Here is a 21,928-nt window from a genome sequence, read left to right as displayed (position 1 = left end):
GATGATCTCGTGCCCGAAGATTTATGATCTCACGCCGCTACTTCTACCCATGTCAGCTCCCCTTTGGCACCTTTCGCTCGCTTAGTCCTATGAGGCTACCAATCAGGTTCAGGTCACCGGCTTTTGCACGTCTTGTCATTGCCCTGAGATAGCCGCCGGGACTGACAATCGGCACGTCCGGCCGATTTCTGTTGGCGTCCAAAACCAGGACGCAGATAGTTGCGGAGTCCTCACCCATAGTAGCGACGGCTTCGTTCCAGGCGGAGTTGTGTATTCCCAACTCGGGAAGACGTTCCTTTGCCGCAATCTCGAAGTCATGGAACTCAAGGCTTCCATTTCGATGTTTTCGTATGTCGAGGTGCATCTGCATGTCGTCAGAAGCCAGGTTGTACAATCTATCCGGGCCCAGCTTTTCGATGAATTCAGACTTGTGCACCCCTCTCGAGGTTGCACCATTTTTTTCTCTGCAATTCACATCGCCTGTAGGCGATGTGTCAGAGTGACTTGAGTCTGCCTGCGCGCAGGCAGGCATTGTTTGGACGCTTGCGTTACAGTTTTCAATATTAGATTTTATGGTTGTATCTTGTTTATGGAACCGCTCGTTTTCGAGCGGTTGACCGTCTGAATCTTCATGATGTCTAAGAAGTTCCAGAGCCTCTCTACACAAGTTGTCTGCATCGGCTTCGTGCATCGCGAGAGCCTGAAGTGACATGCTGTGCATTCGGTCCGCCCGCGGCCAATTTGCGACAGCATCAGATAGTTGCTTCACGCGGTCATGATTCTGGCCGAGAAGGCGGGTCAGCTCAGTAATCGCAGACTTGAGATGGCGCTTGTGGGTAGACCGAAGTCCACGCAGACGCGCAGCTGACTTGTCCTGCTCGTCCAGGAGATCGGCGATCTGACGGAATTCCGCCAGACGTTCTAGGGCAGGGGTAAAGAAGATCCCGCGATCTTGCCACCCCGAACGGCGGCCGTTGCCCATGGTGCGTTTCTCGACCAACCCCGACACTTCCAGTTCGGCAACATGGGCTCTGATACGACTGGCCGTACAATCGGCGCGTTTGGCGATCTCCGCCTGCGCCGCGTAACATATCGGTTCGACTCCAGGCTTAATCCAATCTGACGGTCGGGTGATCTCAAACATCTCTCTGAGTGTGCGGAGAGCTGCCTTGCCAGGAGGGTAGGGGAGGTGGCCCGCAACGCGCTTGATAAGCCGGAAAAAATCATCCCGACTGATATCTTCAAGCACCGGTGCTTCATAATCCCGCGCACGGGAATAGGCGGCCTGAAACGCCTGTATATTTCTGTTCATACTCTGCTTCCTCGTTCGTGAAGCAAGGCAAGTTAGGCTTCAACGGCAAGCAGAACTTTTTAATTCGCACAAATGCGTTTTCTCTTGCCCGTTTTGGGAGAGATGCGCTATAAATCAGGTGCTAATCTTGATTTATAGAGACTCCCCCGTTGAGGCCCCGCCTTGCGGGGGTTCTTGTTTCAAGTCTTCTGAAACCTCCTTCCGATGCACTTTGTCCGATGTCGCGGCCCTTCCAGATCGTGGCATTACCTTCTAGAAGTGGTGGGTCACATGCTTTCGAATTCTAAGGGTCGCGTTGACTAATAGGGGACCAACTCATGGTCAGAGCGGCCAAAGATATCTGACCATTCGACACCGACACCCCGGAAGTAGCTGGGGCAATCCCCGCGTAGTGGTATCCACCCGGGAATTGGTCCTGGTGCCCGGTCTGACCAATGAAAGTTGGCATTCTGGTCATAAGTGCCGACCACCATATCCAGTGAGGTACGGCACTGTTCGTCATCCCGAGAACGTCGACGATAGCTATAATGACGTACGTCCCAAACGCGGATCGAGCGGATTATGTCAAAGTCAGAAGTGGACAGGTCTACAGCAGCAAGCGTTGGTGTTGGGATGGCTGGGGTATCGGCCCCGAGATGAGCCCAGGGCAAAACTGAAGAATCGAGCGGCGCCCAAATGGCGCCCAATTCCAAACCCAAGGCGTTCCAGGACTCGGTTGAATACGACGCGTCTACAACTTGAGGGGTATCCTGATCCGCAGGCGGTAATTCAGGTATTGGATTGGCACTGGAGTCTTTGATGGCTTCGAGTCGCTGCATCGGTGACAGATTGATAGATCCTGAGGTCGCGCCCATTGGACAGCGCCAAAGTTGCAGCGGAGGCTCAATGGGCCAGGGGGTTATGCGCCGAACAAATTCTGCGCGGGCAGCGTTACAGTCAGGGTCACTTGGCCAACCACCTGCGAGGCACAGGAAGATGGCGCAGTCGATTGGATAGGCTTCGGTGGCACTTGATGTGATACCAACAGCTACGACTAGACTGGTCGACTTTAACATTGCTTGGCCAGTTAAAGCCAAATGACGCAGTCGGTGTTCAGATTGGGTCTTCATCAATTCAACTCCTACCTGCGACTCCTCTTCTGAAGTCAAAACAAATTGATATTGGCAACTTTGCTACCGATTAAATGCTCCGCACGTCAATAAAATGTTTATCATTGTATTTACCTTTAATATCATATATGGAGCATTTATATAACAATGGATGTTTGTGCCCCCGTTCAGTGCAATAAGCCCTCAAAGGTTGAATGTTGGGGGCCTCATGAAAAGTGATGATGAGAAACCGGTGTTTCTTCTGAAGCAGGCTGAAGAGTACTTAGATGATGGTGGAGAGCTCGAAATACGGTGTTTGGAAGATCCAAAGCGAGTCGGCCAGAACCACACTGGCCTGTGGCGCGTCTATGTCGTCAAAGAAAGCGAGCCGGAAAAAGTTCTTGTCGCTTACAACAGTGTTAAGCCCAGAGACCTTAAAACGCTCAACTCCGTTGCCAGTATCGTTTACAAACTCAACCTTAAGAACATGCGGGTCCCAATGTACAAAGGGAATTGCGAGCGTTGGACAAAAAAGGATTTTCGTGACGCCTAAGGCGTTGGCTTTCGATATTGGTTCTGCGCCATTTGAGGAAATTGCGAGGGCCGTAAGTTGAACCGCATTCTCTTTCCTGCCAATCTTGCGGCTGGTGCTGCGCTATATCTTGAAAAGAATTATCAACGCCTGCAGGCCCTCCTTGTAACTGCCGCAGATATCTTCGCCATCGATGGCGGGACAATTGATCATGGCGGTGGCACCTTTCGACCTATAGGTTTCCATGCCCCGGAATTCTATCCACCCAAACGTGAAGCTGCACGAACGTTGGGTTTAAATGCCAATTCTCACCTAGTCCAAATCGCCGATCGGGCAGTGACCCCAAAACCGGACAAAAAACCCAAGCGTACAAGTGTCAACCGTTCTTGGTATTTACGTATGAAAATGACCAGGATGTCGGCGACATTTACATCTCGGAAGGACCGGCACAGCCATCTCATGATGGGTTGTGTCGGTTGTGATACTTGAAGGGAGTTTCATAGACACGGTAAGGCGCCTTGATGATCGCGCCAACGATCATCAAGGCCAGAAATGCCCTTCACGGGGGCTTTCCAAAAGCTGAAGAAAGGTCAGATCCTTGCAAGAAAATACCAACCTCAGCATCCTCAAAGGACGCTTTGTTGACGATAGAGTCAAGTTGAATGCTCGTGGAACACGAGTGAATCCGCACTCCTATGCGGGCCTGCGAAACATTTCTCATAATCTTGATTATGTTAAATAATTTAGTAATGCTGACCCAATTTCACGTTCGAATTCAACTGTGCTTATGCAGACCCTCAACAAGGACAGCGGTCAACGGCAAGGCCCCCTCTGCCGTTTCGGGGATCTGCGTCTGCAGCCCGTCACTCTCTCCAAATCCTCCCCATATCTAGTTCGCAATACCGAGAGACCAACATGAGCATTCCCGAAAACAAAGAGCAACAGCGCATCCGCCGTGGCCACAGCGCGGCACAGCTTCAGGTGCGTCTGTTCGAGCCGAAGCGCCGGATGTATCTGCATATGTCCGGTCTGGGTGTTGTGAAGGACTCTATCTGGTCCTGGCGCGGCCATCGCTACCAGGCCAACGCGTTGCGCCGCCATGCTTTGAAGGCAGATCAGGATGTGGCGCTTCTGGAGACGGTCTGTTGACGAGCGAAAGCTTCCTCGGATCGTACGTTCTAGCAGCCTCCCGGCCTGTGACCGCGACGGGAGGCTGCTGTGCCGCCGCCGAATGTCCCCCTACAGTCCATCCGGCCGCGACAATCTCTTATATTAATTTGCACCCTCCCGGCCTGTGCAAGTGTCGAGAGGGTGCTGTGCCGCATGGGAGAGGTGAGCTTAGGACCCTCTCGTCGCGACGATCATCACTTAGTTCTAGCTTCGGAAAGGTGCAATTCACATTTCTGGGATTGCACCGCATCCGAGAGCAAGTTGAATGCAGGTGCAATTTCAGCACTGATGACGGGTGCCCCTCCCGGCGCTACTCACGCCAGAGAGGGGCAGTACTGGTCCAAATGTGGGGGAAGGCCCAGTACAGGAGTGCCGCCAGGAAAAATACAATGGCGGCCACAAAACACATACCTGCCAGACCTGCGACAACTCAAATCACACAAACGAGATCGCCGACCAAGGATGTTTCTGTAGGCATGTCTGCCACGGAGCCCAAGTGCTCGGGTCGAATCGCTACCAAACACGCCGCTGCGCTTCTCATCAGCTTTGTGTTGTTCGCCACCTCTAACGCCAAAGGGCTGGCCCTTCATTGCTGGACGCGCCGACAAGATTCCGCCCGTTGCAGATCAGGATACAGCGTTTCTGGAAGAGGCATTTTTATGCGCATCGGTTTCAACACTTCACCGAATTTCAATTACACCCTCCCGGCCTGTGCATGTGTCGGGAGGGCGCAATGTCACTTCCGGAGGCCAAGCCTATGAATCTCCATCTGCAACAGGCGCCCCTTAATCCTGAGACGCAGCACGGTCAAGATGCATTGGCTGACGCGCACCGCAATCGGGAACGTGTTGAATGTCGATGCAGGATTCCGGCGCCTGAGATGTATATCGCTGCCGCTGCCGGCAAGTTCATCGTCAAGCGTATGCCTGGCACCGGACCGGATCACGCGGTGGATTGTGCGTCGTTTCTTCCGCCCGAAGAACTCTCGGGCCTGGCCCATCTCAAAGAATCTGCAATCACGGAAGATCCTGTTAGTGGCACAACCACGCTCAAGCTGGGCTTTCCGATGCGGAAAAACAGCAAGGCGCGTCCGGCTCCGGAGATGACCGGTGGCAAGGCAGCTGATGCCAGGGTTGCCCCTCGGAAGCTCACGATCACCAGCGTATTGCATTTTCTCTGGCATGAGGCCGATCTGGGCAAATGGTATCCGGCCATGGAAGGCAAGCGATATTGGGGTGTGGTTCACTATGCCCTGCGCCGCGCCGCTGCTGCGACACTGGTTAAGGGTCAGGATCTGTCCCGCATTCTTTATGTGCCTGAATATTTCAAGCCGGACAGCAAATCCGAGATCGCAGCGCGGCGCCGCCGGATCTTTGCCAATCTCAGACCAGTTGGCAGCGGAGCCACGCCATTCGGTCTGTTGATCGCAGAATACAAAGGAATGGAGCCCACGGCCCACGGTGCGCGGTTCACCTTCAAACATACACCGGATTGCTCGTTTTTTGCCGACAAAAAGCTGGCGAAGAAATTTGAGAAGGTCTTTGGGGATCAGCTGCGCCTCATCGAAGTGATAGGCAAAGGCCATGCCATCATGATCGCGAGTTTTTTCATCGCCAAGGCCGGATATCCGGTATTGCAGGAAATCGGCATGATGCTCGTCACGGAGAACTGGATTCCGTTTGAGGGCCTGCGCGAACTGGATGTTCAGAACACGCTTTCAGAACAGAAGCGCGCGTTCCAAAAGCAAATGCGGTTCAATCTCTCGGGAAATGCGCCGATCGCGTCGGCTGTTCTGCTGGATACTTCAGATCCGGTCGCGTTGTTTGTTGCAAGTGACCCTGACGATGCGGACACGCTGGTGTCGTTGAAAAAGACCGCTGAAGAAGGTCGCTACACCAGTTGGTGCTGGTTCGACGATTGCCCTATGCGCCCATTCCCAAAAAGCGGCCTACCGCCGTCGAAAGGACAATCCCGGCAAACAAAAGAGGCGGGCGTGCCGGCTGTGCCAGAGAGAGCCAAAGCACCGATCGAAACCAGTCGTGGCGGCCAGGATAAGGCCCCTCCCCGCGAGCGGGACGAAGGCTCGGCGGAGAGGGCCGCCGGTCAAGATACCGGGATGGGTACGGACCAGCAAAATCCAACTACCTCACCCTCTTCGATCCCACAAAAGGACACGTAGCGATGACGAAACTATTGTTCCGACCGTTGCTGATTGGCCTCCCTTTGTTTTCGGTGCTTGCCACGCCTGCAGCAGCACAGAATGACGAGGCCGCGATCTGCGCGGGTCACAATGGCCCGCTGTTGAGTGGAGGGCGCCTGTTATGCGCAGGCGCCCCCGCCCGCACCTGCCTGGAACCGGCATTCCGGGCAGGTGCAATGGTTTGCCTCAGATATGAGGACAGAGGCCATGCTGAACAGGCCACACCGCAAAAATCAAGTCCGCGTTCATCCAGCCCGTGGGCGTCTGAGGCGGAGCGGGCTGCTCTGCGCCATGGTGTGCCCGCACCGCTGTTTCATGCGCTGATCCATCAGGAAAGCCGCTGGAACGCCGACGCGGTCAGTCCCAAGGGCGCCCTTGGGTTGGCCCAACTGATGCCGCCCACGGCGGCAGCCCTTGGCGTTGATCCGCATGATCCGGTGCAAAACCTTGATGGCGGCGCACGGTATCTCAAAGCCATGTTTTTGAAGTTCGGCAACTGGGGTCTTGCGCTGGCGGCCTACAATGCCGGACCCGAGGCTGTGGAACGCTATGCCGGCGTTCCGCCCTATGCCGAGACCACCCACTATGTAGCAACCGTTCTCGAAGGTGCCGGGTTTCCACCCGACGCCTGAACCACTCAAACCTGGGAGACAACATATATGAAACGTAACCCTCAAAACATTGCGCTGGCGACATTGCTTACGCTTGTGGCGCTGTCCGGCCCGGCTATGGCGCAGGATTTGTTCGCGGCACCCGTGTCGCTTCTGACCCAGATCAGAACGTTCGTAACCGGAGCCAACGGCATTCTGCTGGGAGGTGCAGCCATAGCCCTTGCCGGGATCTCCGCAGCCAGTCCGCGCGTTCCAGTCACCTGGGGCCATTTCTTCGTCATCCTCGTGGTTCTGGGCATTTTCTACGGTGCCTTCGGCATTGCTGAAGCCATTCAGGGTTTTTCCGCCTGATGAGTGACGGCACCCGGATATTCCAGGCGATCACCCGGCCCTCCGAGAGGGCCGGTATGCCAATGACATTCCACATCTTCGCAATCAGCGTTCCCCTGATGGTCTTCATCCTGACACAGGGCTTTCTCGGGTTCTGGGGACTGCTGAGCATCGTGCCATCCTACCTGGTCGCACGCTGGATCGTCAGCGTCGATCCGTATCTTCCGGATCACATCGCAACCATCGCGGATTGCAAACTCTATACCGTCAACAAGCCCTACTGGGGCGGCAATTCCTACGCCGGAGACTGACATGAACATGCACCCGGAGATCCAAAGGGCCATGCCCTCCGCACGCCGCGCCGCGCGGGAGGTGCCCGCCACCCGGCACATTCCCTTTGTGCGCTTCCTGGAGGATGGCACATTCACCACCCGCAACGGCGATCTTGTTGCCGTGCTGGAACTCGACGGGTTCATTCACGAAACCGCTGCAAGAGAGGAGATCAAGGCGGCCAACAAGACACTCGCGCGACTTGCCGCCAGTTTCGAAGACAACCGAACCGCCTTCTACAGCCACATCACACGCACGCGGATACAGCTTTCAGACACCCTGCCCCCTGTTTCCGGGCCTGCGTTCTCTGCAGAGCTGGACCGTCACTACCGGGCTCAGCTGGACCAGGCCGAGACCTATCGGCTGCGCCACTTCCTGACGATTGTGCGCCGCCCCTACAGCACCGGCAAGCGCCTGCTCGATGCGGGGCTGCGATCCTTCCGGACAAACACAACCAATCCGGCCGAAACTGCCACCCGGGCCAAGAACCGCGAAGCCCTGCATATGGCTGCAGAACAGGCTGCACGGGATCTGTCCACCTTTGGTGCGCGCCGTCTGAAAGGCTCAGCCGCGGATCGCAGCCGGACCCTGTCCTTCTTGTCCATGTTGCAAAGCGGGATCTGGCAACCTGCCCCCGCGGTCTGGACCCATCTTGCCGATGCGGTTCCAAACGGGCGCATCACATTCCATAAAACCCATGTCGAAAGCCGCTCCCCCGGTGGGGACCAGGATCGTTTTGCGGCGGTCTTTGCCATCAATGCCTATGGCGCGGAATCGAAACACTACATGTTTGACGATCTGTTGGGCGAGCGCTGCGAGTTCATTGCAACGCAAAGCTATGCACCTGTCGATCGCGTCACAGGCGGCACCAAGATCAAAGATGCCAAAAGGGGTATGCAGGATGCGGGCGATGAGGCGGAAACCCTGCAAAAGGACCTGAATGACGCGCGTGATGCGGTGGCCTCCCGGGCCATGTCCGTTGGTCGGCATCACTTCACGGTCGCAGTGCTGGGAGAGACGCGCGCGGCAATGGAAGATGCCGCCACGCGCGTGAACTCAGCCCTGACCGGCGCGGATATGCGCACCCGGCGCGAGGACATCGGATTGGAAGCGGCCTGGTGGGCGCAGCTGCCGGGGAATTTCGGGTACCAGACACGGAGCAAGAAGCGATTTGTTTCTGACGAGAACTTTGCCGACTTTGCCAACCTCCATTCCTGGCCCACAGGGTCCCGGGAAAAGCTTCGTTGGGGCGGCCCTGTGGCGGCATTCCGGACGCTGGGTGGGACACCCTACTGGTTTTCGTTTCACCGGGAAGGCTCGGACAAATCCAAGGGACCGGGAACCACGGCCATCTTCGGGGCAACCGGTGAAGGCAAAACCCTGTTTGCCAACTTCCTGATGTCGAGCTGTTACCGGCTTCCCGCAACGCCTCATCTCATCGCCTTTGACAAGGATCGCGGGTCGGAGACCTTCATACGCGCCATCGGCGGGACCTACCTACAGCTCAAACCCGGCATGAACCTTGGCTTCAACCCCTTTGCCGTTGCAACGGAAGAGGTTGGGCTCGAATGGCTGGAAGGCTTCATTCATCGTCTGACCGGCGCGGAAAAACTCACCCCCGAACAGGAACGCCGGATAGCGATCGGTCTTCGACGGCTGGCAGACGGTGATCCGTCCTTGCGCACATTTTCGGATTTTGCCGCCACCCTGCGTTCGGTCGATGACGCGGATGCGCCGATCCAGCTGCTCGATGCGCTCAGCAAATGGTTTGGCAACGGGAACCGGGCATGGCTGTTTGACAACCCGCAAGACAGCTTCAGCCTGGACCAGGCGGTGAGCTGCTTTGACATGACGGCGTTGTTAAAAGCCTCTGACATTCGCCTGCCTTTGCTGGATTACCTGTTCTACCGGATCGAACGCAAACTGGCCGAAGGCAAACCGCTGATCATTATGGTGGATGAAGCCTGGGCGCTGTTTGACGACCCGCGGTTTGGCCCGCGCATCCAGGACTGGATCAAGACCATCCGGAAGCTCGATGGCATCCTGGTGTTCATGACGCAGGAAACCTCGGACGCGGCCAAGTCATCGATCTCGAACACCCTGATCCAGTCCACGGAAAACCGTATCTTCTTTGCCAACCCCAAAGCTGACCGTGCAACCTACGTGGATGCGTTCCGGCTCACTGAGGCTGAGTTCAGTGCCATCTTATCGATGCCACCCAAATCCCGCCTCGCATTGATCAGCGACGGGGATGGATCGGCCGTGGTCTCGACGCGCCTTGACCTGCCCGAGCCGTTCTATCGCGTCTTGTCGAGTACCGGCGACAGCATTGCCAGCATGGACCGGCTGCGCGCCGAATACGGCGAAAACGGCTGGCTCACCCCCTTCCTGACCCCGGACGCCTCAGAGGAGACCCCCCGATGATCCGTACAGTAACACTCATTGCCCTTGGCCTGCCCCTGCTCGGGGCCTGCACGATCGCAGGCGATGCCCTCAACCCGCCGCGTGAGCTGAGTGCCAATTGCAACATCGCTGATGCCGAACCGGTGCCACAGACCGGCCTTGCGACAACCCCGCCACTCTGCGGCGGCAAGTTCTGCTCGTAGCCGACGTTCTTTTGGAGAGCATTGATCTGGAAATCGAGAAGGACTGAAGGGACAGGACGAATGACGCGCAGAACCTTAATCCCCGCCATAGCGGCCCTCATTCTGAGTTGTGGAGGCTCTGTCGGAGTCATTCCAGCCGCCGCTCAGGGCGTACCTGTCATGGGCCCGCAGTCAATCGTGGAGCTGCGGGCAATTCTGGAGATTGCCTTGCTGCAGGATGATCCGGCTGTTCAGGAACAGCTGGACGAGCTGCGCGAACATTTGGCCGAAGAGGCTCTGACCCGCGAAGAAGCGGATGAACTCTATTCCAACATACTCAATTCGAAAGGAACACCTGATGATCAATAACCGAATAAAATCCGTCGCCGTTGCTGTCGCCGTCACCTGTGTCGGCCTGGTTGGAGCTGCGGACAAGGCGGCAGCCCAGGGCGTTCCCACCTTCAGTGCTGCAGAACATGCCGAGCTGATCGCCTTGCTGAACTCCAATGGCGAAATCGTTGGCCTCAACACGCAAGTGCTGGACAACGCCATTCTTCAGCTGAACGAGCTGCAGGAACAGGTGCGTCAGGCGCGCGCGACCTACAACTCGCTCACCGGCGCGCGTGATCAGATCGGCAACATGTTCAACGGGGATATAACACCGCGCAAACTGGCCTCGTCGCTCACGTCGCTGTCCATGACAGGCAACTCGGTCAACAACCGGCTCGGCAATCACATGGAAGCTCTCAAACTGGACTTCCAGCCTCTGGATGGTCTGCAGATGCTGGGCCGGTCCGAGGAAAATCCACAGACCCGGTCGCATGATCTTGTGTCAGGGTCGAGCCTGGCCGGATTGGCGATTGCAGAGGAAGGCTTTGCCGGCGCCGGTGAGGCCATGCAGCGGTATGACGATTATCGCCAGCAAATTGGGGCGACCGAGGATCTGAAAGCGAGCGTCGATCTCAACAACCGCATTGCAGTTGAGAACGGCATGATGCTCGCCACGCTGTTGCAAACCCTGTCAGCGCAAGGCCAACTGGATGCCGCACTCGTCAATCAAAGTCTGCGCGGCCAGGAGACCGTGGCCCGGCAGGCATACAGACCACAAGGAGAAAACTGATGCGCATGTTCACCCAATCCCTTCTCATCGCTGCAACCGTCACCGCAACTCTGGCAGCGGTCGAGCCTGCTACTGCCCTGACAGCGGACGAAAAGCGGGAGAAATATCGCCTGGCTTCTGCGCGAGACGTTTCTCTTAAGCGTCAGGCAGTCGAGGTTCGGCTTGCTTACGCTGCAAAATGCGAAGCTGCCTATGCGGCAGGCGAACCCATGCCGGAACTGGATATCTGGTTCGAAAGCGATCGGGAGATCGACACCGATTTGGTGGATATGACAATAGACGAAATCTATGAGCAGGAAGACCTTGCTTTAGACGCCTACGCTGAATCAGAGCGTGCCTGGAAAGCCTGCGCCCTGAAGTTCAGGAAGCGGGATAGCGGCTCATGAGCCTCAAAGACTTTCTTGTTGGCACGGATGCGAGCTTTGATGCGCTCATCAATGAAGGGTCGCAGAAGGTGTTTCAGGCACTGGCGGCGCCAAGTGCCGAGTTTCTGACCCTTCTGGCTGGCGCGGCTCTGGCGGTCTGGGCTGTAACGGCCGGCTTCCGGGGCAGCTTCTCGCTTGATGGCTTTATCACCTTCGCCTTTCGGTTTTCCCTGTTTTACCTGGCGGTCTCGGGCGGCGCGCTTTGGACAACGTACATCTTCCCGTTCCTGACAAAGTTCCCGATCGATGTTGGCAACGAGATCATCAGCGCGTTTGGCGGCACAGGCGACGCCGGTGGTATTATTACCGTCTTTGCCAGGGTCGCAGAAACGGCATTCAACAACATTATCACAGCGCTCGGCTCTTACGGATGGTCGGATTACTTCGGTGGTGATGCGCTCGGTGTCTTACTGATGGCTCTGATCGCGACAGGCGGAATCCTGTTTATGGTTGTCATCGCGCTTGGCCTGATCATCGCCTCGAAAGTCCTGATGGCCATCCTGTTGGGCATTTTCCCTGTGTTGGCGGTCTGGGCCTATCTCAAAAGCTCATCGGAAATCTTCAACGGCTGGGTCCGCGGCATCACCATGTTGGTTCTGTTCCAGATCCTGCTCTTTGGTGTCATGGGAATTACAATCTCGGCGACCAAGGAAGTTTCTGCTGCTGTAACTGCCGGAGTTGCCTCAAAGAACGATATCCCACTTGAGATGTTCAAGCTGGCGGGTCTCAGCTGGCTGACGGCCGGATTGCTGCTGATCTGCCCGATGATTGCTCAGCGGATTGGTGGTGCGGCCCTCAACCTGGGTGAATCTCAGATCAAAGGGGCAGGCTTTGCCGGTGTGAAGTTTCTTGGCGGCCGTCTGACCGGCAGTGACTCGGGCGGCAATAACCTTGGTGACGTTGCCAACCAACGCCATAGCGCCAGCAAAGAAGCCGATGGGCCCTCTTCAACCGAGGCCAACAATCAGCGCGTCAGAGAGTCCGTGAAGCGCGGAGCAGAACGCATGGCTGAAGACCAACGCAACCGGGGAACCTAATCTGAAGCTAAATCAACAACCCAGGCGGGATGACACCGCACCTGACGAGGAGGCTCCACATGCAGCAAGCCACTACTGACTTCAGCCCTGACCCTGGCACACCAATGCCGGATACCACCACGATCCATAATGGGCATGATCATTGGGAAGATGAGATGTACCTGTCGATGCGGCGACGCTTGCGGCTGGCCTATGTCATCGGCGGCATAGGTGTGCTCGTTGGCGTCATGGGGGTTGCCGCCGTCATGGGGCTCACGCCGCTAAAACAGGTCGTGCCCCTGGCCATGACGGTCGACAAGCATACTGGATTGGTGAATGTCAGCTCGCGCCTGGGGGACATCACGCTCGATGATGATGAATACGTTACCCAGGCCCTGTTGTTCCAATATACCCGCGACCGAGAAACCTATGATGCACATGATCAGCGCGAACGGCTGAACGATGTCTACCGGCTGAGCTGCGGCGGAGCCGCTGAAGAACTGGCCTCGCTCTATGCCGAGGCAAACCCCAACAGCCCGATGAACATCTACGGCCGCCGCGGCCGGGTCGATGTACGGATCAGATCCGTCACGCTTGATGACTGGAACAGGGCAACGCTGCGCATCACCAAATCCGCAAGGGCTCAGCCGGGTGCGCCGGTCTCGGAGCGCAACTTCGTCGTCACACTGGGATTTGAGTTCGACCGCACCGGGTCGATGCCACTGGAGGAACGGTGGAACAACCCGACGGGCTTTTGCGTGAACACCTACCGTCTGGATGAGGAGGCACGCTGATGGTTCGTTTTGTTTTGACAGCGCTGTTGGGGCTGACAATCGCGGCTGGTTCCGCCTTCGCTGAGCAGCAGGGGCGCGGCACCCAAACCGATGGCCGTATCCGAACACTCAATTTCCATCGTGACGAAGTGTACAAGATCAACGCCTATACCGGCTATGCAGCAACCATTCTGCTTGAAGACGGTGAGCAGATGGTTGACGAGGTGCGCGGCGATCCTAAGACATGGGATTTCATTCCACTGACCGCCGGTGACGGGTTTGTCATCAAGGCAAAATACGCAACACCGCAGCCAAGCAACCTCATTCTGCAGACCAACCGCAGAACCTATGTGTTCCTGCTGAATGCCCATGCGGGCGGCGCGCCCGGGAATGTGGGGTTTCTCTATCGATTCAACTATCCGGATCGCAAGAAGAGCTACAGGCCCCGTCAGGCCGGCTCCGTTCAGGCGGCCTTCAACACATCAGGCCGGCCAGCCAATCTTCGCTACAGCGCAGCCGGAGACAAGCTGTTGCGCCCGGCCGTTGCCTTTGACGATGGCCGTAAGACATACCTACGCCTGAAAGAGCAAAGCGTCAGGCCATCTGTTTTTGCCATGAGTGCGGATGGCCGGGAGAGGCTGGTCAACACAGCCGATCTGGCAGACGGAACCATCGTGGTCACCGGTGTCTATCCCCGCCTCGTGCTTCGCGACGGTCCCTATGTGGTCTGCGTGTTCAACATCCCACTCTATGAGACGGACCGGAACCGAAGCCCCGGGAACAGGCCCGCAACGATCCGAACCAACGGAACCGCTGATCTGAACGGGGAGAGACGCTGATGTCGGACCAGAACAAACTGCTGTCGGATCGTATCGAGAACTCCGAAGACATTAAAACTGGCGTGAACTGGCCCATGATCGGCGGCATTGCCGCCCTGTTGGGCTTTATCGGTGTGGGCGTCTGGATCAATAGCGGAGATGGCGACACCGGTCGCCGTGACAGTATTATCCCGGAGGTGACTGAGACGCCGGACCCCAGGAGCCAGGGCGGTGCGCTCTTTGGCGCAGTGCCAACCGAACCATTGCCTCAGGCACAGCCGCAGGAAGATCCGCGCGTTGCTCTGCTGGCCGCAGAACTGGCCGAGCTGCGCGCAGCCCTTGATGCGGCCAGAACGCAAGAGCCTGCTGTAGATCCAGGCCCGGACGCTCCTCAAACCGAGGCCCCTGCCCCGGCCCTGGATGCTGAAGCGCTTGCGGCACTGATCGCGCAACAACAGCAGGCCGCAATGCAGCCCTTGCTCGATCAGATCGAAAAAGATCGTCTGGCAAATGAGCGGCGGCAGCGTGAGCTGATCGCGCGGCTGCAGGCAAACAGGCCGATTGTTGAGCCGGGACAACCAACGGCCCAGGCGCCGGCAGACAATTCGGAAGCGCAGCGGCTTGAAGCGGCCCGCAAGGCTGAGGAAGAACGGCTGGCCGCACCTTTGGTCAATTCTCTGAGTTCCAGCGGGACCGCGGCCTCCGGGAGCGATGGGGCCAACAACAGCACCGGCAATGACTTTCTGGATGCGGCTGCATCGCGCACCGTCGAAACCGCACATGCGGAGCAGTTGAAAGATGTGCACCGGCTCGTAACTCAGGGGACGATAATTCCTGCTAACCTGGATACCGCCATATCTTCCGATCTGCCAGGAGAGCTGAAGGCAACAATCAGTCGGGATGTCTGGTCAACGGATGCAACAACCGTTCTGATACCGCGCGGCTCCACGCTGATCGGTGAGTATTCCTCCGATATCTCGCTGGGCCAGCGCCGGGTTCTGGTGGCCTGGAACCGGGTGATCACAACAGACAAACGCACAATCCAGATTGGGTCTCGCGGCGTGGGCCCCTTGGGGCGCGCTGGCCTGGCCGGGAATGTGCAGCATCACTTCGCGCTCAAATTTGAAGCCGCGGCCTTCATCTCGATTTTTACAGGCATCTCCAACCTGGGCAGTCGCACGGTAAATAACAGCGATGACAGCAGTTTTTCTGACGGTGCCACACAGTTTGGCGAGGCCGCATCGGACCCGCTCACCGAATATCTCTCGATCCCGCCCACGATCTGGATCGATCATGGCGAGAACATCAACGTGTTCGTCTCGCGGGATCTCTACATGTGATCTGACAGAAGCCGGCCCTGGCCGGTTTCTTTATTCTCCGCCACACCCCTAACCACCCATCGTATGACCAGGACGACTTCTCATGGATACACCCAACAGACCCGAAACCTCTGATCAGTCAGACCTTCACTTGAGCGCCATTACCCGGGCTACAGTGGATCGCTTTGTTTGGCTGGTCTCACCTCTACGATACAGCGGACCGGCGCTCAAACTTCTCTTCATCGCTCTCTTGCTCAGTGTACCCTATCAGCTGATCGGCGAGATGAACTATGTGGATTATATCGTCCAGCTCCGCGATGCCCCCGGCAACGAAAACATGACGGCGCTGCAGGCCCGCGTGATCTTCTGGCTGGATCTCTTTGCCAGCCTGTTCAGCCCTCTGGCGCTGGACATATTTACGGAGAATCTGTTCTCAACACTGTCTCTGGCTTGGGCGGTCCTGCTTCAGATCGTGATATTTATATTGGTGATTACAGCTCTGGACCGTCGGGGCGTGGCAGCCGGATATAGAGAAACCAGCGATCGCGAAACCATTCTGGGTCTCCCCGGCGAACGCGTGGTTGCCTTGGTTCCCGGCGTATTTGCGTTGTGGTTCGTGTCCGGTTCGCCTCTGGCCTTCCCGGTATACGCGCTCACTTTCTATGCCTACTTTTCTCTCCGCGTCAAAGACAGCTGGCTCGGTCTTCGTGTCGATCGCGTTCTCGGCCGGAAGACCGACGAACAGAAGGAAACAGATCCCGGCACCTGAGCCGTGATCTTTACAGAACCCCACGCTCTCTGCTGACCATCGATCGAAAGGACCGCTCCTATGAGCACCATCAAGGCAAAAACCCACCTGCCCTACACATTGACGATAGCGCTGGTCAGCATACCTCTCTGGTCGGCCGCATGGATTGCATGGAAGATCAATGGCGATATGGGGACATGGCGGCCCTGGCTGCTGGCTACATATTGGAACACTCTAAGCCCAAATACCTGGAAGCTGGCGTTCTGGGTTGGAGTGACTGGCGGCGTAGCCACCGGGGCCGGGCTGGCCTATCTCTTTGGCGGTATGGTCCTGGGCGTATCGGCCACCGATGCCCATGGAGACGCGCGTTGGGCCACGATCAAGGAAATCCGGGCGGCGAGGTTGATAAGCGATTGGGGGCTGGTGTTGGGCAAGCTGGGAAAGCCCAAAAAGAAAGCCCCGCATCTGCGCGCCCACACGGATGATCAGGGCACGGTACTGGTCTCCGGCCCGCCTCGATCGGGTAAGGGCGTTGGAATCGTCATCCCCACGCTGCTCGATTACCCGGGGTCTTTGATCATTTATGATGTGAAGGGGGAAAACTATGAGTACACGGCCCGCCGCAGGCTGGAAAAAGGGGACAAGGTCAGGGTTCTTTCGCCCTTCGATGTCCTTTTTACAAAGAACCCGGATGCCTCTCTCATCGTCCGATCTCACAGTTTCAATCCGCTGATCGAGGTTGCAGAAATGGAAGATCTGGAGGATCGGCTCGTGCGGATCTCCGAAATCAGCGCGGCACTGCTGGCACCCAAAAGCGCGACTGGCGCAGAGGCGTCTTTGATGGAGGACGCACAGGAGATATTTGAGGGCGCGGCGGCGATTGTCTGCAACGAACCGGAACCATCGCTGGGCCGCGTTCTTCAGGTGTTGACGCCGGAAGCCAAGGGCGAGGATGAGATACCGGATTACAAGGGTATGTTTGCCGCCCTCGCCCCGCGTGCGCCTGATCCGGTGTCCAAGGGTGCGATGCTACGCATGGCCGGCCAGGACAACAAGCAGCTTGGGATCTACCTGTCGGTCCTGATGGGGGGCGGGCTGAACGCGTGGCGCAACCCCGCGATCGCACGGGCGACAAAGACCAACGACTTCGACTTTGCATCGATGCATTGGGAGCCTCAAACCTGCTATATCTCTATCCCTGAGGCACACAAACAGGTGTCGCGCCCGCTTGTGCGCCTGTTCATTCAATGCGCCATCAACGCGCTGCGCCGGCGTCTCATGGCGGCAGGTGAAGACTTCCTGCCAGTTCTGTTCATGATCGATGAGTTTCATTCGCTTGGAAAAATGCAAGGGGTGCTCGATGCTGTAACCACCCTGCCCGGCTATGGCGGCCGACTTTGCCTGATCGTGCAATCGCCTGCCTCGCTGCGGGAACATTACGGGCCAGCCGGGGAAGAGATCCTGACGGAAAGCTCGCATCTTCACGTCTGGCTTACACCCAATTCCGAAGAAACCAAGGCGAAGCTGTCAAAGGCGCTCGGAAACATGACGGTCACTCAGAAATCCGTATCGGGACGCAACTGGTCGAAAGATCCCGGCCGGTCCGAAAACTGGTCCGAGAAAAGCCGTGCACTCATGACGCCCGAAGAAATCGGCCGTTTGGGCAAAGAGGAAGTCATCATCACAGGCAAGGGTATGTTTCCGATCCGGACAGACAGGGTGTCTTATTTCCGGGACCACAGATTCAAGGCGCTGTACGACAGCCAAAACGGCAAACCCTGGCCGGATGTGCCTCTGATCAAAGATGGGGTTGTCACCCGGTACGATGAGTTCCTGAAGGACGCCGGGTCTGCATCACAGGTGGTCGAAGCTGAAGAACCGGAGCCGCGCCCGGAACTGCCCTTGTCACACCGCGCAGCTGCTCCGGGCCCGAGGCCGCAGGTGGTTCCCGATCAAAGCGGTGATGACTACAGCTTCTTCGAAGATCCAGGCGAGGCTGAGACAGAGGAGGAAACAGAGGAGGACCGGAAACTGGCGGCCGTGATTGCGACGGTGCAAACGCCCGAACTGGAAGGGGATATTGGAGAACTGCTGGGCCTGGCACCCATCGATCCGGACGCTGAACCGGAATTGGCGGAGCTGGCACATCGGCTTTCGCCTGCAGAGTTGGTAAAGCGCCTGGCACCCTTGTTCACAAATGGTGAACTGGCTATGGCAGCTCTGTCGGGAACGACTCGACCTTTCCAGAACATCGCCGGATACCCATAAAGAGACCGAGGTCCAATCGAGTGAAATATCGTCGTACAAAGAACATAATGAGTTCTGTTCTGCCCGTCATCGGCATAGGTGGTTACCTGTGTTTCCTGGCTGCAGAACGCGCACTTAAATCGACGCCTGGTCGTCAGGTCGTAAACATCAACGCACCCGCACGCAGGACAGATCGGTTCACCATTGGTTTCCGGCCAGCGCAGCCGGCAGAACCGATGGTGTGCCGCTTCTTCCCCCTCGGAGAAAATCGTTTTGAGAGACAAGGTCCGCGCGGCGGCCGACAGGAGAAAATGCTGCGCCATATGAACCTCCAAAAACCACGAGCATTCTCATAATGTTCTCGCTAGATCCGCCAGTCTATCATTTGGTGCATTTGCTACCTAAAACCGAGTTGCTGAACGAGGAGATGTTCTACAGCTTGCGAGAAGCACAAATCCTGATCGAAGAATGGAGGAAACACTTCAACACAAAGAGGCCCCACAGTGCATTAGGTTCTCGCCCACCGGCCCCGGAAGCCATCATCCCGATGGAACACAGGCCGATCATGCACTAACAATCAAACTGGACCAGTCAAATGAGGCTGCTCACTCACTCCGCGCGAACGACGAAAGGCCGCTCTGCTCAAAATTGCTTGGGCGAAGAGCGTTCCGATATATGGTGTCTACACGCTCTTTGCCCATGCTAACCTCAGCCTCAGGTGTTGACCGATCAAACACGGTAGATATTTTAACTCTGGAATTGGATATGGGTTTGGCGCAAGATCAGACCTGCGGTACAGCATCTGTGTTGAATGCAAGATAAATTTTAAGTTATTTGCCTACCATGCGAACCTACGAGATCAAAAACGTACGTTCGCTGCTGGAGGGTAATATTTGCAGAATGCTAACCGGGCACTCTTTCGTTGTAGCTACGTCAAGGTCTGCTGTGCCATGCAGGGGTGAAGCGTTACCCGATACGGTCCGGTAGGGGCAGGATAGTAGAGGTGAGTAGGATACTCTACAGTTCGTGGTAATGAATGTATGTTCCATTCTTGGTCAGCTTTAGTGGCATTTCGTCGCCGTCGTCAAAGCAAAAACCTGAAGAAAAAAACAGCTCTTCTTCTGCTTGCGGTCCTAACCGATGTCGATACACGCCGAGGAAGGTTCGAGCCCAATGTCTTTTTTCAACTGTCGGATAAGACAAACCACGGCATGTACGTGTTGCCCAAAAACTTTCTCCGAATGTTTGAACAATTTTAGCACCCGCCACAAAGTTGGGATGAGAAGTGTACCAAAACCAAAGGCCATCAGCTTCAGCTGGTAAAACCGCATCAATACCGATGGTGTGATAAACATTTGTAGGCCAACCAAGTTTGGTCAGAACAATACAAACGCCGGGTATCGGCACAAAACGAAAAACATCCACTTTTTCCCGAAGCTTTTCTAATTCCGTAGGATCACTTTGAAACAAGCTACGAACGTGTTGAGACTCTGGGAAGCTATTGGCTGTTAGACCGGCCTTTTTGCCACACTTTTTCATATCCAAGGCAGTTTCATCATCCGATACATGATGCCAATCTTGTAGCTTCAATTGCTGTAAGACATGCTGATAGCTTTCGTTAGAACGACGGTATTCGTTTCTTACCGCTACAATGGTTCGAACGACTGTCTCAGTGCAGTTTTTAACTGACTTCAACGAGTATTGTTCAGTAGAGGTTCTCGACAAGTGGTACTCGAGACAACGCCGTCCTAGCCCACGCGACCCAACTTGGGCGCCAATTTCGGGAAACTCATCCGCCAGATCTATCATTTCTGTTCCCTCTCTATCTAACCCCACAGATAAGTGTCCTGTTTAACGGCTCTTCCACTGCTCTGGAACCCGATTTTCCGGCCATTTATGATTAGAGTTTTTTGCGACGAATCCCTGGCTGGGCGAAGGAGCGAAAGCGATGAAAGCAGCGAGATTTACGGACGCACAGAAGGCGTTTGTCTTGAAGCAAGTTGAAGAAGGCAAGACGGTTGCCGAAGTATGCCGTGAGGCCGGGATCAGTTCGGCGACATATTTCAATTGGAAGAAGAAGTATGCGGGGATGTTGCCATCCGACATGCGGCGGTTGCGAGAGCTTGAAGACGAGAACAGCCGTCTGAAACGGATCGTGGCCGATCTGACGTTGGATCGGGAGATGTTACAGGACGTCATCAAGTGAAAGCTCTGAGGTCGGATCGGAAGCGCGAGCTTATCGACGGTGTCCGGGAAGACTAGCGGGTAAGCGAAGCGCCTTACATTCTGGATGGCCTGCTGATGAACCCGACCGGCAAACAGATCAAAGAGCAATACGCCGATACCGGCGGCTTCACCGATCTCGTCTTCGCTGCCACGTCCTTGCTCGGGTATCGCTTCCATCCGCGCATTCGCGACCTCGCTTCCAAGCGGTTGCATGTGTTTGACCTCCGCGCTGTCCCCAAAGAGTTGAACGGACTGACCGGAGACAAAATCCGGGAAGCAAGGGCCGAAGAGAATTAGCCGGACGTGTTGCGCTGTATCGCTACAATGCTGTCAGGCCGGATGCAGCCTTCTCATCTCCTCAAGAAATTGGCGCCGCGCCCGAGGCAGCATGATCTGGCTTTGGCACTGCGAGAAATCGGACGGATTGAACGCACATTGTTCATCATCGAATGGCTGCTGGACACCGACATGCAGCGCCGCGCCAATATCGGCTTGAACAAGGGAGAGGCGCATCACGCCCTGAAAGGGGCCCTGAGGATCGGGCGGCAAGGCGAAATCCGCGACAGAACCACCGAAGGGCAGCACTTCCGCATCGCGGGCCTCAATCTGCTGACTGCCATCATCATTTACTGGAACTGAACCACTACCGACTGGCGTCGGTAGGAGCGGCGATGTGGTTTTCGAGGTATTGCAGAACGATGTCCTCTGTGATTGCGCCGTTGGTGGTTGAGAAATAACCCCTACCCCAGAACCGGCGCCCCCAATAGCGCCTGCGCAGCGCAGGAAATTCCCGTTGCACCTTGTGTGACGAACGGCCCTTCATCCTGCGCACCAGATCGGAGATGGCAACCTTCGGCGGCACCGACACGAACATGTGCACGTGGTCGCTCGACAACACCCCGCGCAGGATGTCGACCTCGTTCTCACGGCAGACCTGACGGATGATGTCACGCACCCGCAGGCGCACCTCGCCGGTCAGCACCTTATAGCGATATTTCGTCGACCAGACGATATGGTAGCGATGATAGAAAACGCAGTGCTTGCCGGTGTCATACTGCATGATCTTACCCTCTGGAAA

The 21,928-nt window shown here is 56.4% G+C and carries 21 protein-coding genes and 4 pseudogenes; 21 read left to right on the top strand and 4 right to left on the bottom strand.

The features are described 5' to 3' along the window. Positions 1-52: 52 nt before the first annotated feature. A complete protein-coding gene (gene repC, locus RA27_RS22415) occupies positions 53-1,312 on the bottom strand; it encodes a replication initiation protein RepC (RefSeq protein WP_039544332.1) in 1,260 nt (419 codons plus the stop codon). 1,317 nt (positions 1,313-2,629) lie between these two features. Between repC and RA27_RS22410 the strand changes: the two genes are divergently transcribed. From RA27_RS22410 to RA27_RS22330, 18 genes are all read left to right on the top strand, one after another. Continuing rightward, complete coding sequence (locus RA27_RS22410) at positions 2,630-2,953, top strand: hypothetical protein (protein WP_152610780.1); 324 nt, start codon at positions 2,630-2,632, stop codon at positions 2,951-2,953. Between the two features lie 57 nt (positions 2,954-3,010). Then, positions 3,011-3,421, top strand: coding sequence for a hypothetical protein (locus RA27_RS24200; RefSeq protein WP_152610779.1), 411 nt, complete (start codon positions 3,011-3,013; stop codon positions 3,419-3,421). Positions 3,422-3,847: 426 nt separating this feature from the next. Then, the gene (locus RA27_RS22405; RefSeq protein ID WP_039544328.1) at positions 3,848-4,081 is read left to right on the top strand and encodes a hypothetical protein; all 234 of its coding nucleotides are present in this window, start codon (positions 3,848-3,850) and stop codon (positions 4,079-4,081) included. A gap of 736 nt (positions 4,082-4,817) precedes the next feature. Next, positions 4,818-6,281 (top strand): DUF1173 family protein, encoded by a 1,464-nt coding sequence (locus RA27_RS22400; RefSeq protein ID WP_343294167.1) that lies wholly within the window; start codon positions 4,818-4,820, stop codon positions 6,279-6,281. A gap of 2 nt (positions 6,282-6,283) precedes the next feature. Further along, positions 6,284-6,934, top strand: coding sequence for a lytic transglycosylase domain-containing protein (locus RA27_RS22395; protein ID WP_241484136.1), 651 nt, complete (start codon positions 6,284-6,286; stop codon positions 6,932-6,934). Positions 6,935-6,961: 27 nt separating this feature from the next. Next, the gene (locus tag RA27_RS22390; protein WP_039544326.1) at positions 6,962-7,264 is read left to right on the top strand and encodes a TrbC/VirB2 family protein; all 303 of its coding nucleotides are present in this window, start codon (positions 6,962-6,964) and stop codon (positions 7,262-7,264) included. After that, the gene (locus RA27_RS22385; RefSeq protein ID WP_039544323.1) at positions 7,264-7,554 is read left to right on the top strand and encodes a VirB3 family type IV secretion system protein; all 291 of its coding nucleotides are present in this window, start codon (positions 7,264-7,266) and stop codon (positions 7,552-7,554) included. Before RA27_RS22390 ends, RA27_RS22385 begins: the two co-directional genes overlap by 1 nt. Position 7,555: 1 nt before the next feature. Then, positions 7,556-9,997 carry a hypothetical protein gene (locus tag RA27_RS22380; RefSeq protein ID WP_039544320.1) on the top strand — a complete coding sequence of 814 codons (2,442 nt, stop codon included), beginning with the start codon at positions 7,556-7,558 and terminating at the stop codon, positions 9,995-9,997. Continuing rightward, the gene (locus RA27_RS22375; RefSeq protein WP_039544314.1) at positions 9,994-10,179 is read left to right on the top strand and encodes a hypothetical protein; all 186 of its coding nucleotides are present in this window, start codon (positions 9,994-9,996) and stop codon (positions 10,177-10,179) included. Before RA27_RS22380 ends, RA27_RS22375 begins: the two co-directional genes overlap by 4 nt. Positions 10,180-10,239: 60 nt before the next feature. Continuing rightward, complete coding sequence (locus RA27_RS22370) at positions 10,240-10,527, top strand: hypothetical protein (RefSeq protein ID WP_152610778.1); 288 nt, start codon at positions 10,240-10,242, stop codon at positions 10,525-10,527. After that, a complete protein-coding gene (locus RA27_RS22365) occupies positions 10,517-11,278 on the top strand; it encodes a type IV secretion system protein (protein ID WP_039544308.1) in 762 nt (253 codons plus the stop codon). Before RA27_RS22370 ends, RA27_RS22365 begins: the two co-directional genes overlap by 11 nt. Further along, positions 11,278-11,664, top strand: coding sequence for a hypothetical protein (locus RA27_RS22360; RefSeq protein WP_039544305.1), 387 nt, complete (start codon positions 11,278-11,280; stop codon positions 11,662-11,664). Before RA27_RS22365 ends, RA27_RS22360 begins: the two co-directional genes overlap by 1 nt. Then, positions 11,661-12,740, top strand: a complete 1,080-nt coding sequence (locus tag RA27_RS22355; RefSeq protein ID WP_039544302.1) for a type IV secretion system protein — start codon at positions 11,661-11,663, stop codon at positions 12,738-12,740. The genes RA27_RS22360 and RA27_RS22355 overlap by 4 nt, the downstream gene beginning before the upstream one ends. Before the next feature lie 59 nt (positions 12,741-12,799). Beyond that, positions 12,800-13,513, top strand: coding sequence for a type IV secretion system protein (locus RA27_RS22350; RefSeq protein ID WP_193746568.1), 714 nt, complete (start codon positions 12,800-12,802; stop codon positions 13,511-13,513). After that, complete coding sequence (locus RA27_RS22345) at positions 13,513-14,331, top strand: TrbG/VirB9 family P-type conjugative transfer protein (protein WP_039544299.1); 819 nt, start codon at positions 13,513-13,515, stop codon at positions 14,329-14,331. Before RA27_RS22350 ends, RA27_RS22345 begins: the two co-directional genes overlap by 1 nt. After that, on the top strand, positions 14,331-15,650 hold the full coding sequence (locus RA27_RS22340; protein WP_039544295.1) for a TrbI/VirB10 family protein: 1,320 nt from the start codon (positions 14,331-14,333) through the stop codon (positions 15,648-15,650). Before RA27_RS22345 ends, RA27_RS22340 begins: the two co-directional genes overlap by 1 nt. A gap of 82 nt (positions 15,651-15,732) precedes the next feature. Then, complete coding sequence (locus tag RA27_RS22335; RefSeq protein ID WP_152610777.1) at positions 15,733-16,398, top strand: hypothetical protein; 666 nt, start codon at positions 15,733-15,735, stop codon at positions 16,396-16,398. A gap of 60 nt (positions 16,399-16,458) precedes the next feature. Further along, positions 16,459-18,645 (top strand): type IV secretory system conjugative DNA transfer family protein, encoded by a 2,187-nt coding sequence (locus tag RA27_RS22330; RefSeq protein WP_039544289.1) that lies wholly within the window; start codon positions 16,459-16,461, stop codon positions 18,643-18,645. Between the two features lie 77 nt (positions 18,646-18,722). Here RA27_RS22330 and RA27_RS24805 read toward each other — a convergent pair. Beyond that, positions 18,723-18,947: pseudogene (locus RA27_RS24805) on the bottom strand (transposase); the annotation flags it as partial. 80 nt (positions 18,948-19,027) lie between these two features. Between RA27_RS24805 and RA27_RS22325 the strand changes: the two are divergent. Next, a pseudogene (locus tag RA27_RS22325) lies at positions 19,028-19,198 on the top strand (integrase core domain-containing protein); the annotation flags it as partial. Positions 19,199-19,641: 443 nt separating this feature from the next. Here RA27_RS22325 and RA27_RS24195 read toward each other — a convergent pair. Beyond that, positions 19,642-20,433, bottom strand: coding sequence for a hypothetical protein (locus RA27_RS24195; RefSeq protein ID WP_152610776.1), 792 nt, complete (start codon positions 20,431-20,433; stop codon positions 19,642-19,644). A 139-nt stretch (positions 20,434-20,572) separates the two neighbouring features. Here RA27_RS24195 and RA27_RS22315 point away from each other — a divergent pair. Together RA27_RS22315 and RA27_RS23935 are read left to right on the top strand one after the other, a co-directional pair. Then, a pseudogene (locus RA27_RS22315) lies at positions 20,573-20,874 on the top strand (transposase); the annotation flags it as partial. Between the two features lie 15 nt (positions 20,875-20,889). Beyond that, a pseudogene (locus RA27_RS23935) lies at positions 20,890-21,486 on the top strand (Tn3 family transposase); the annotation flags it as partial. Between the two features lie 7 nt (positions 21,487-21,493). On the opposite strand, the gene tnpA reads toward RA27_RS23935, so the two are convergent. Then, positions 21,494-21,910 carry an IS200/IS605 family transposase gene (gene tnpA / locus RA27_RS22300; RefSeq protein ID WP_039544350.1) on the bottom strand — a complete coding sequence of 139 codons (417 nt, stop codon included), beginning with the start codon at positions 21,908-21,910 and terminating at the stop codon, positions 21,494-21,496. Positions 21,911-21,928 lie beyond the last annotated feature (18 nt).

The organism is Ruegeria sp. ANG-R, assembly GCF_000813985.1.
In the GTDB taxonomy this organism is placed as follows: domain Bacteria; phylum Pseudomonadota; class Alphaproteobacteria; order Rhodobacterales; family Rhodobacteraceae; genus Ruegeria.
This window is presented reverse-complemented; position numbering and strand designations above follow the sequence as displayed.

Coding starts and splice junctions, on each gene's coding strand:
- RA27_RS22380 (WP_039544320.1), top strand. CDS start 7,556: ATGAACATGCACCCGGAGATCCAAAGGGCCATGCCCTCCGCACGCCGC.
- RA27_RS22360 (WP_039544305.1), top strand. CDS start 11,278: ATGCGCATGTTCACCCAATCCCTTCTCATCGCTGCAACCGTCACCGCA.
- RA27_RS22355 (WP_039544302.1), top strand. CDS start 11,661: ATGAGCCTCAAAGACTTTCTTGTTGGCACGGATGCGAGCTTTGATGCG.
- RA27_RS22350 (WP_193746568.1), top strand. CDS start 12,800: ATGCAGCAAGCCACTACTGACTTCAGCCCTGACCCTGGCACACCAATG.
- RA27_RS22370 (WP_152610778.1), top strand. CDS start 10,240: ATGACGCGCAGAACCTTAATCCCCGCCATAGCGGCCCTCATTCTGAGT.
- RA27_RS22405 (WP_039544328.1), top strand. CDS start 3,848: ATGAGCATTCCCGAAAACAAAGAGCAACAGCGCATCCGCCGTGGCCAC.
- RA27_RS22365 (WP_039544308.1), top strand. CDS start 10,517: ATGATCAATAACCGAATAAAATCCGTCGCCGTTGCTGTCGCCGTCACC.
- RA27_RS22400 (WP_343294167.1), top strand. CDS start 4,818: ATGTGTCGGGAGGGCGCAATGTCACTTCCGGAGGCCAAGCCTATGAAT.
- tnpA (WP_039544350.1), bottom strand. CDS start 21,910: ATGCAGTATGACACCGGCAAGCACTGCGTTTTCTATCATCGCTACCAT.
- RA27_RS22335 (WP_152610777.1), top strand. CDS start 15,733: ATGGATACACCCAACAGACCCGAAACCTCTGATCAGTCAGACCTTCAC.
- RA27_RS22345 (WP_039544299.1), top strand. CDS start 13,513: ATGGTTCGTTTTGTTTTGACAGCGCTGTTGGGGCTGACAATCGCGGCT.
- RA27_RS22330 (WP_039544289.1), top strand. CDS start 16,459: ATGAGCACCATCAAGGCAAAAACCCACCTGCCCTACACATTGACGATA.
- RA27_RS22390 (WP_039544326.1), top strand. CDS start 6,962: ATGAAACGTAACCCTCAAAACATTGCGCTGGCGACATTGCTTACGCTT.
- repC (WP_039544332.1), bottom strand. CDS start 1,312: ATGAACAGAAATATACAGGCGTTTCAGGCCGCCTATTCCCGTGCGCGG.
- RA27_RS22340 (WP_039544295.1), top strand. CDS start 14,331: ATGTCGGACCAGAACAAACTGCTGTCGGATCGTATCGAGAACTCCGAA.
- RA27_RS22375 (WP_039544314.1), top strand. CDS start 9,994: ATGATCCGTACAGTAACACTCATTGCCCTTGGCCTGCCCCTGCTCGGG.
- RA27_RS22395 (WP_241484136.1), top strand. CDS start 6,284: ATGACGAAACTATTGTTCCGACCGTTGCTGATTGGCCTCCCTTTGTTT.
- RA27_RS22385 (WP_039544323.1), top strand. CDS start 7,264: ATGAGTGACGGCACCCGGATATTCCAGGCGATCACCCGGCCCTCCGAG.
- RA27_RS22410 (WP_152610780.1), top strand. CDS start 2,630: ATGAAAAGTGATGATGAGAAACCGGTGTTTCTTCTGAAGCAGGCTGAA.
- RA27_RS24195 (WP_152610776.1), bottom strand. CDS start 20,433: ATGATAGATCTGGCGGATGAGTTTCCCGAAATTGGCGCCCAAGTTGGG.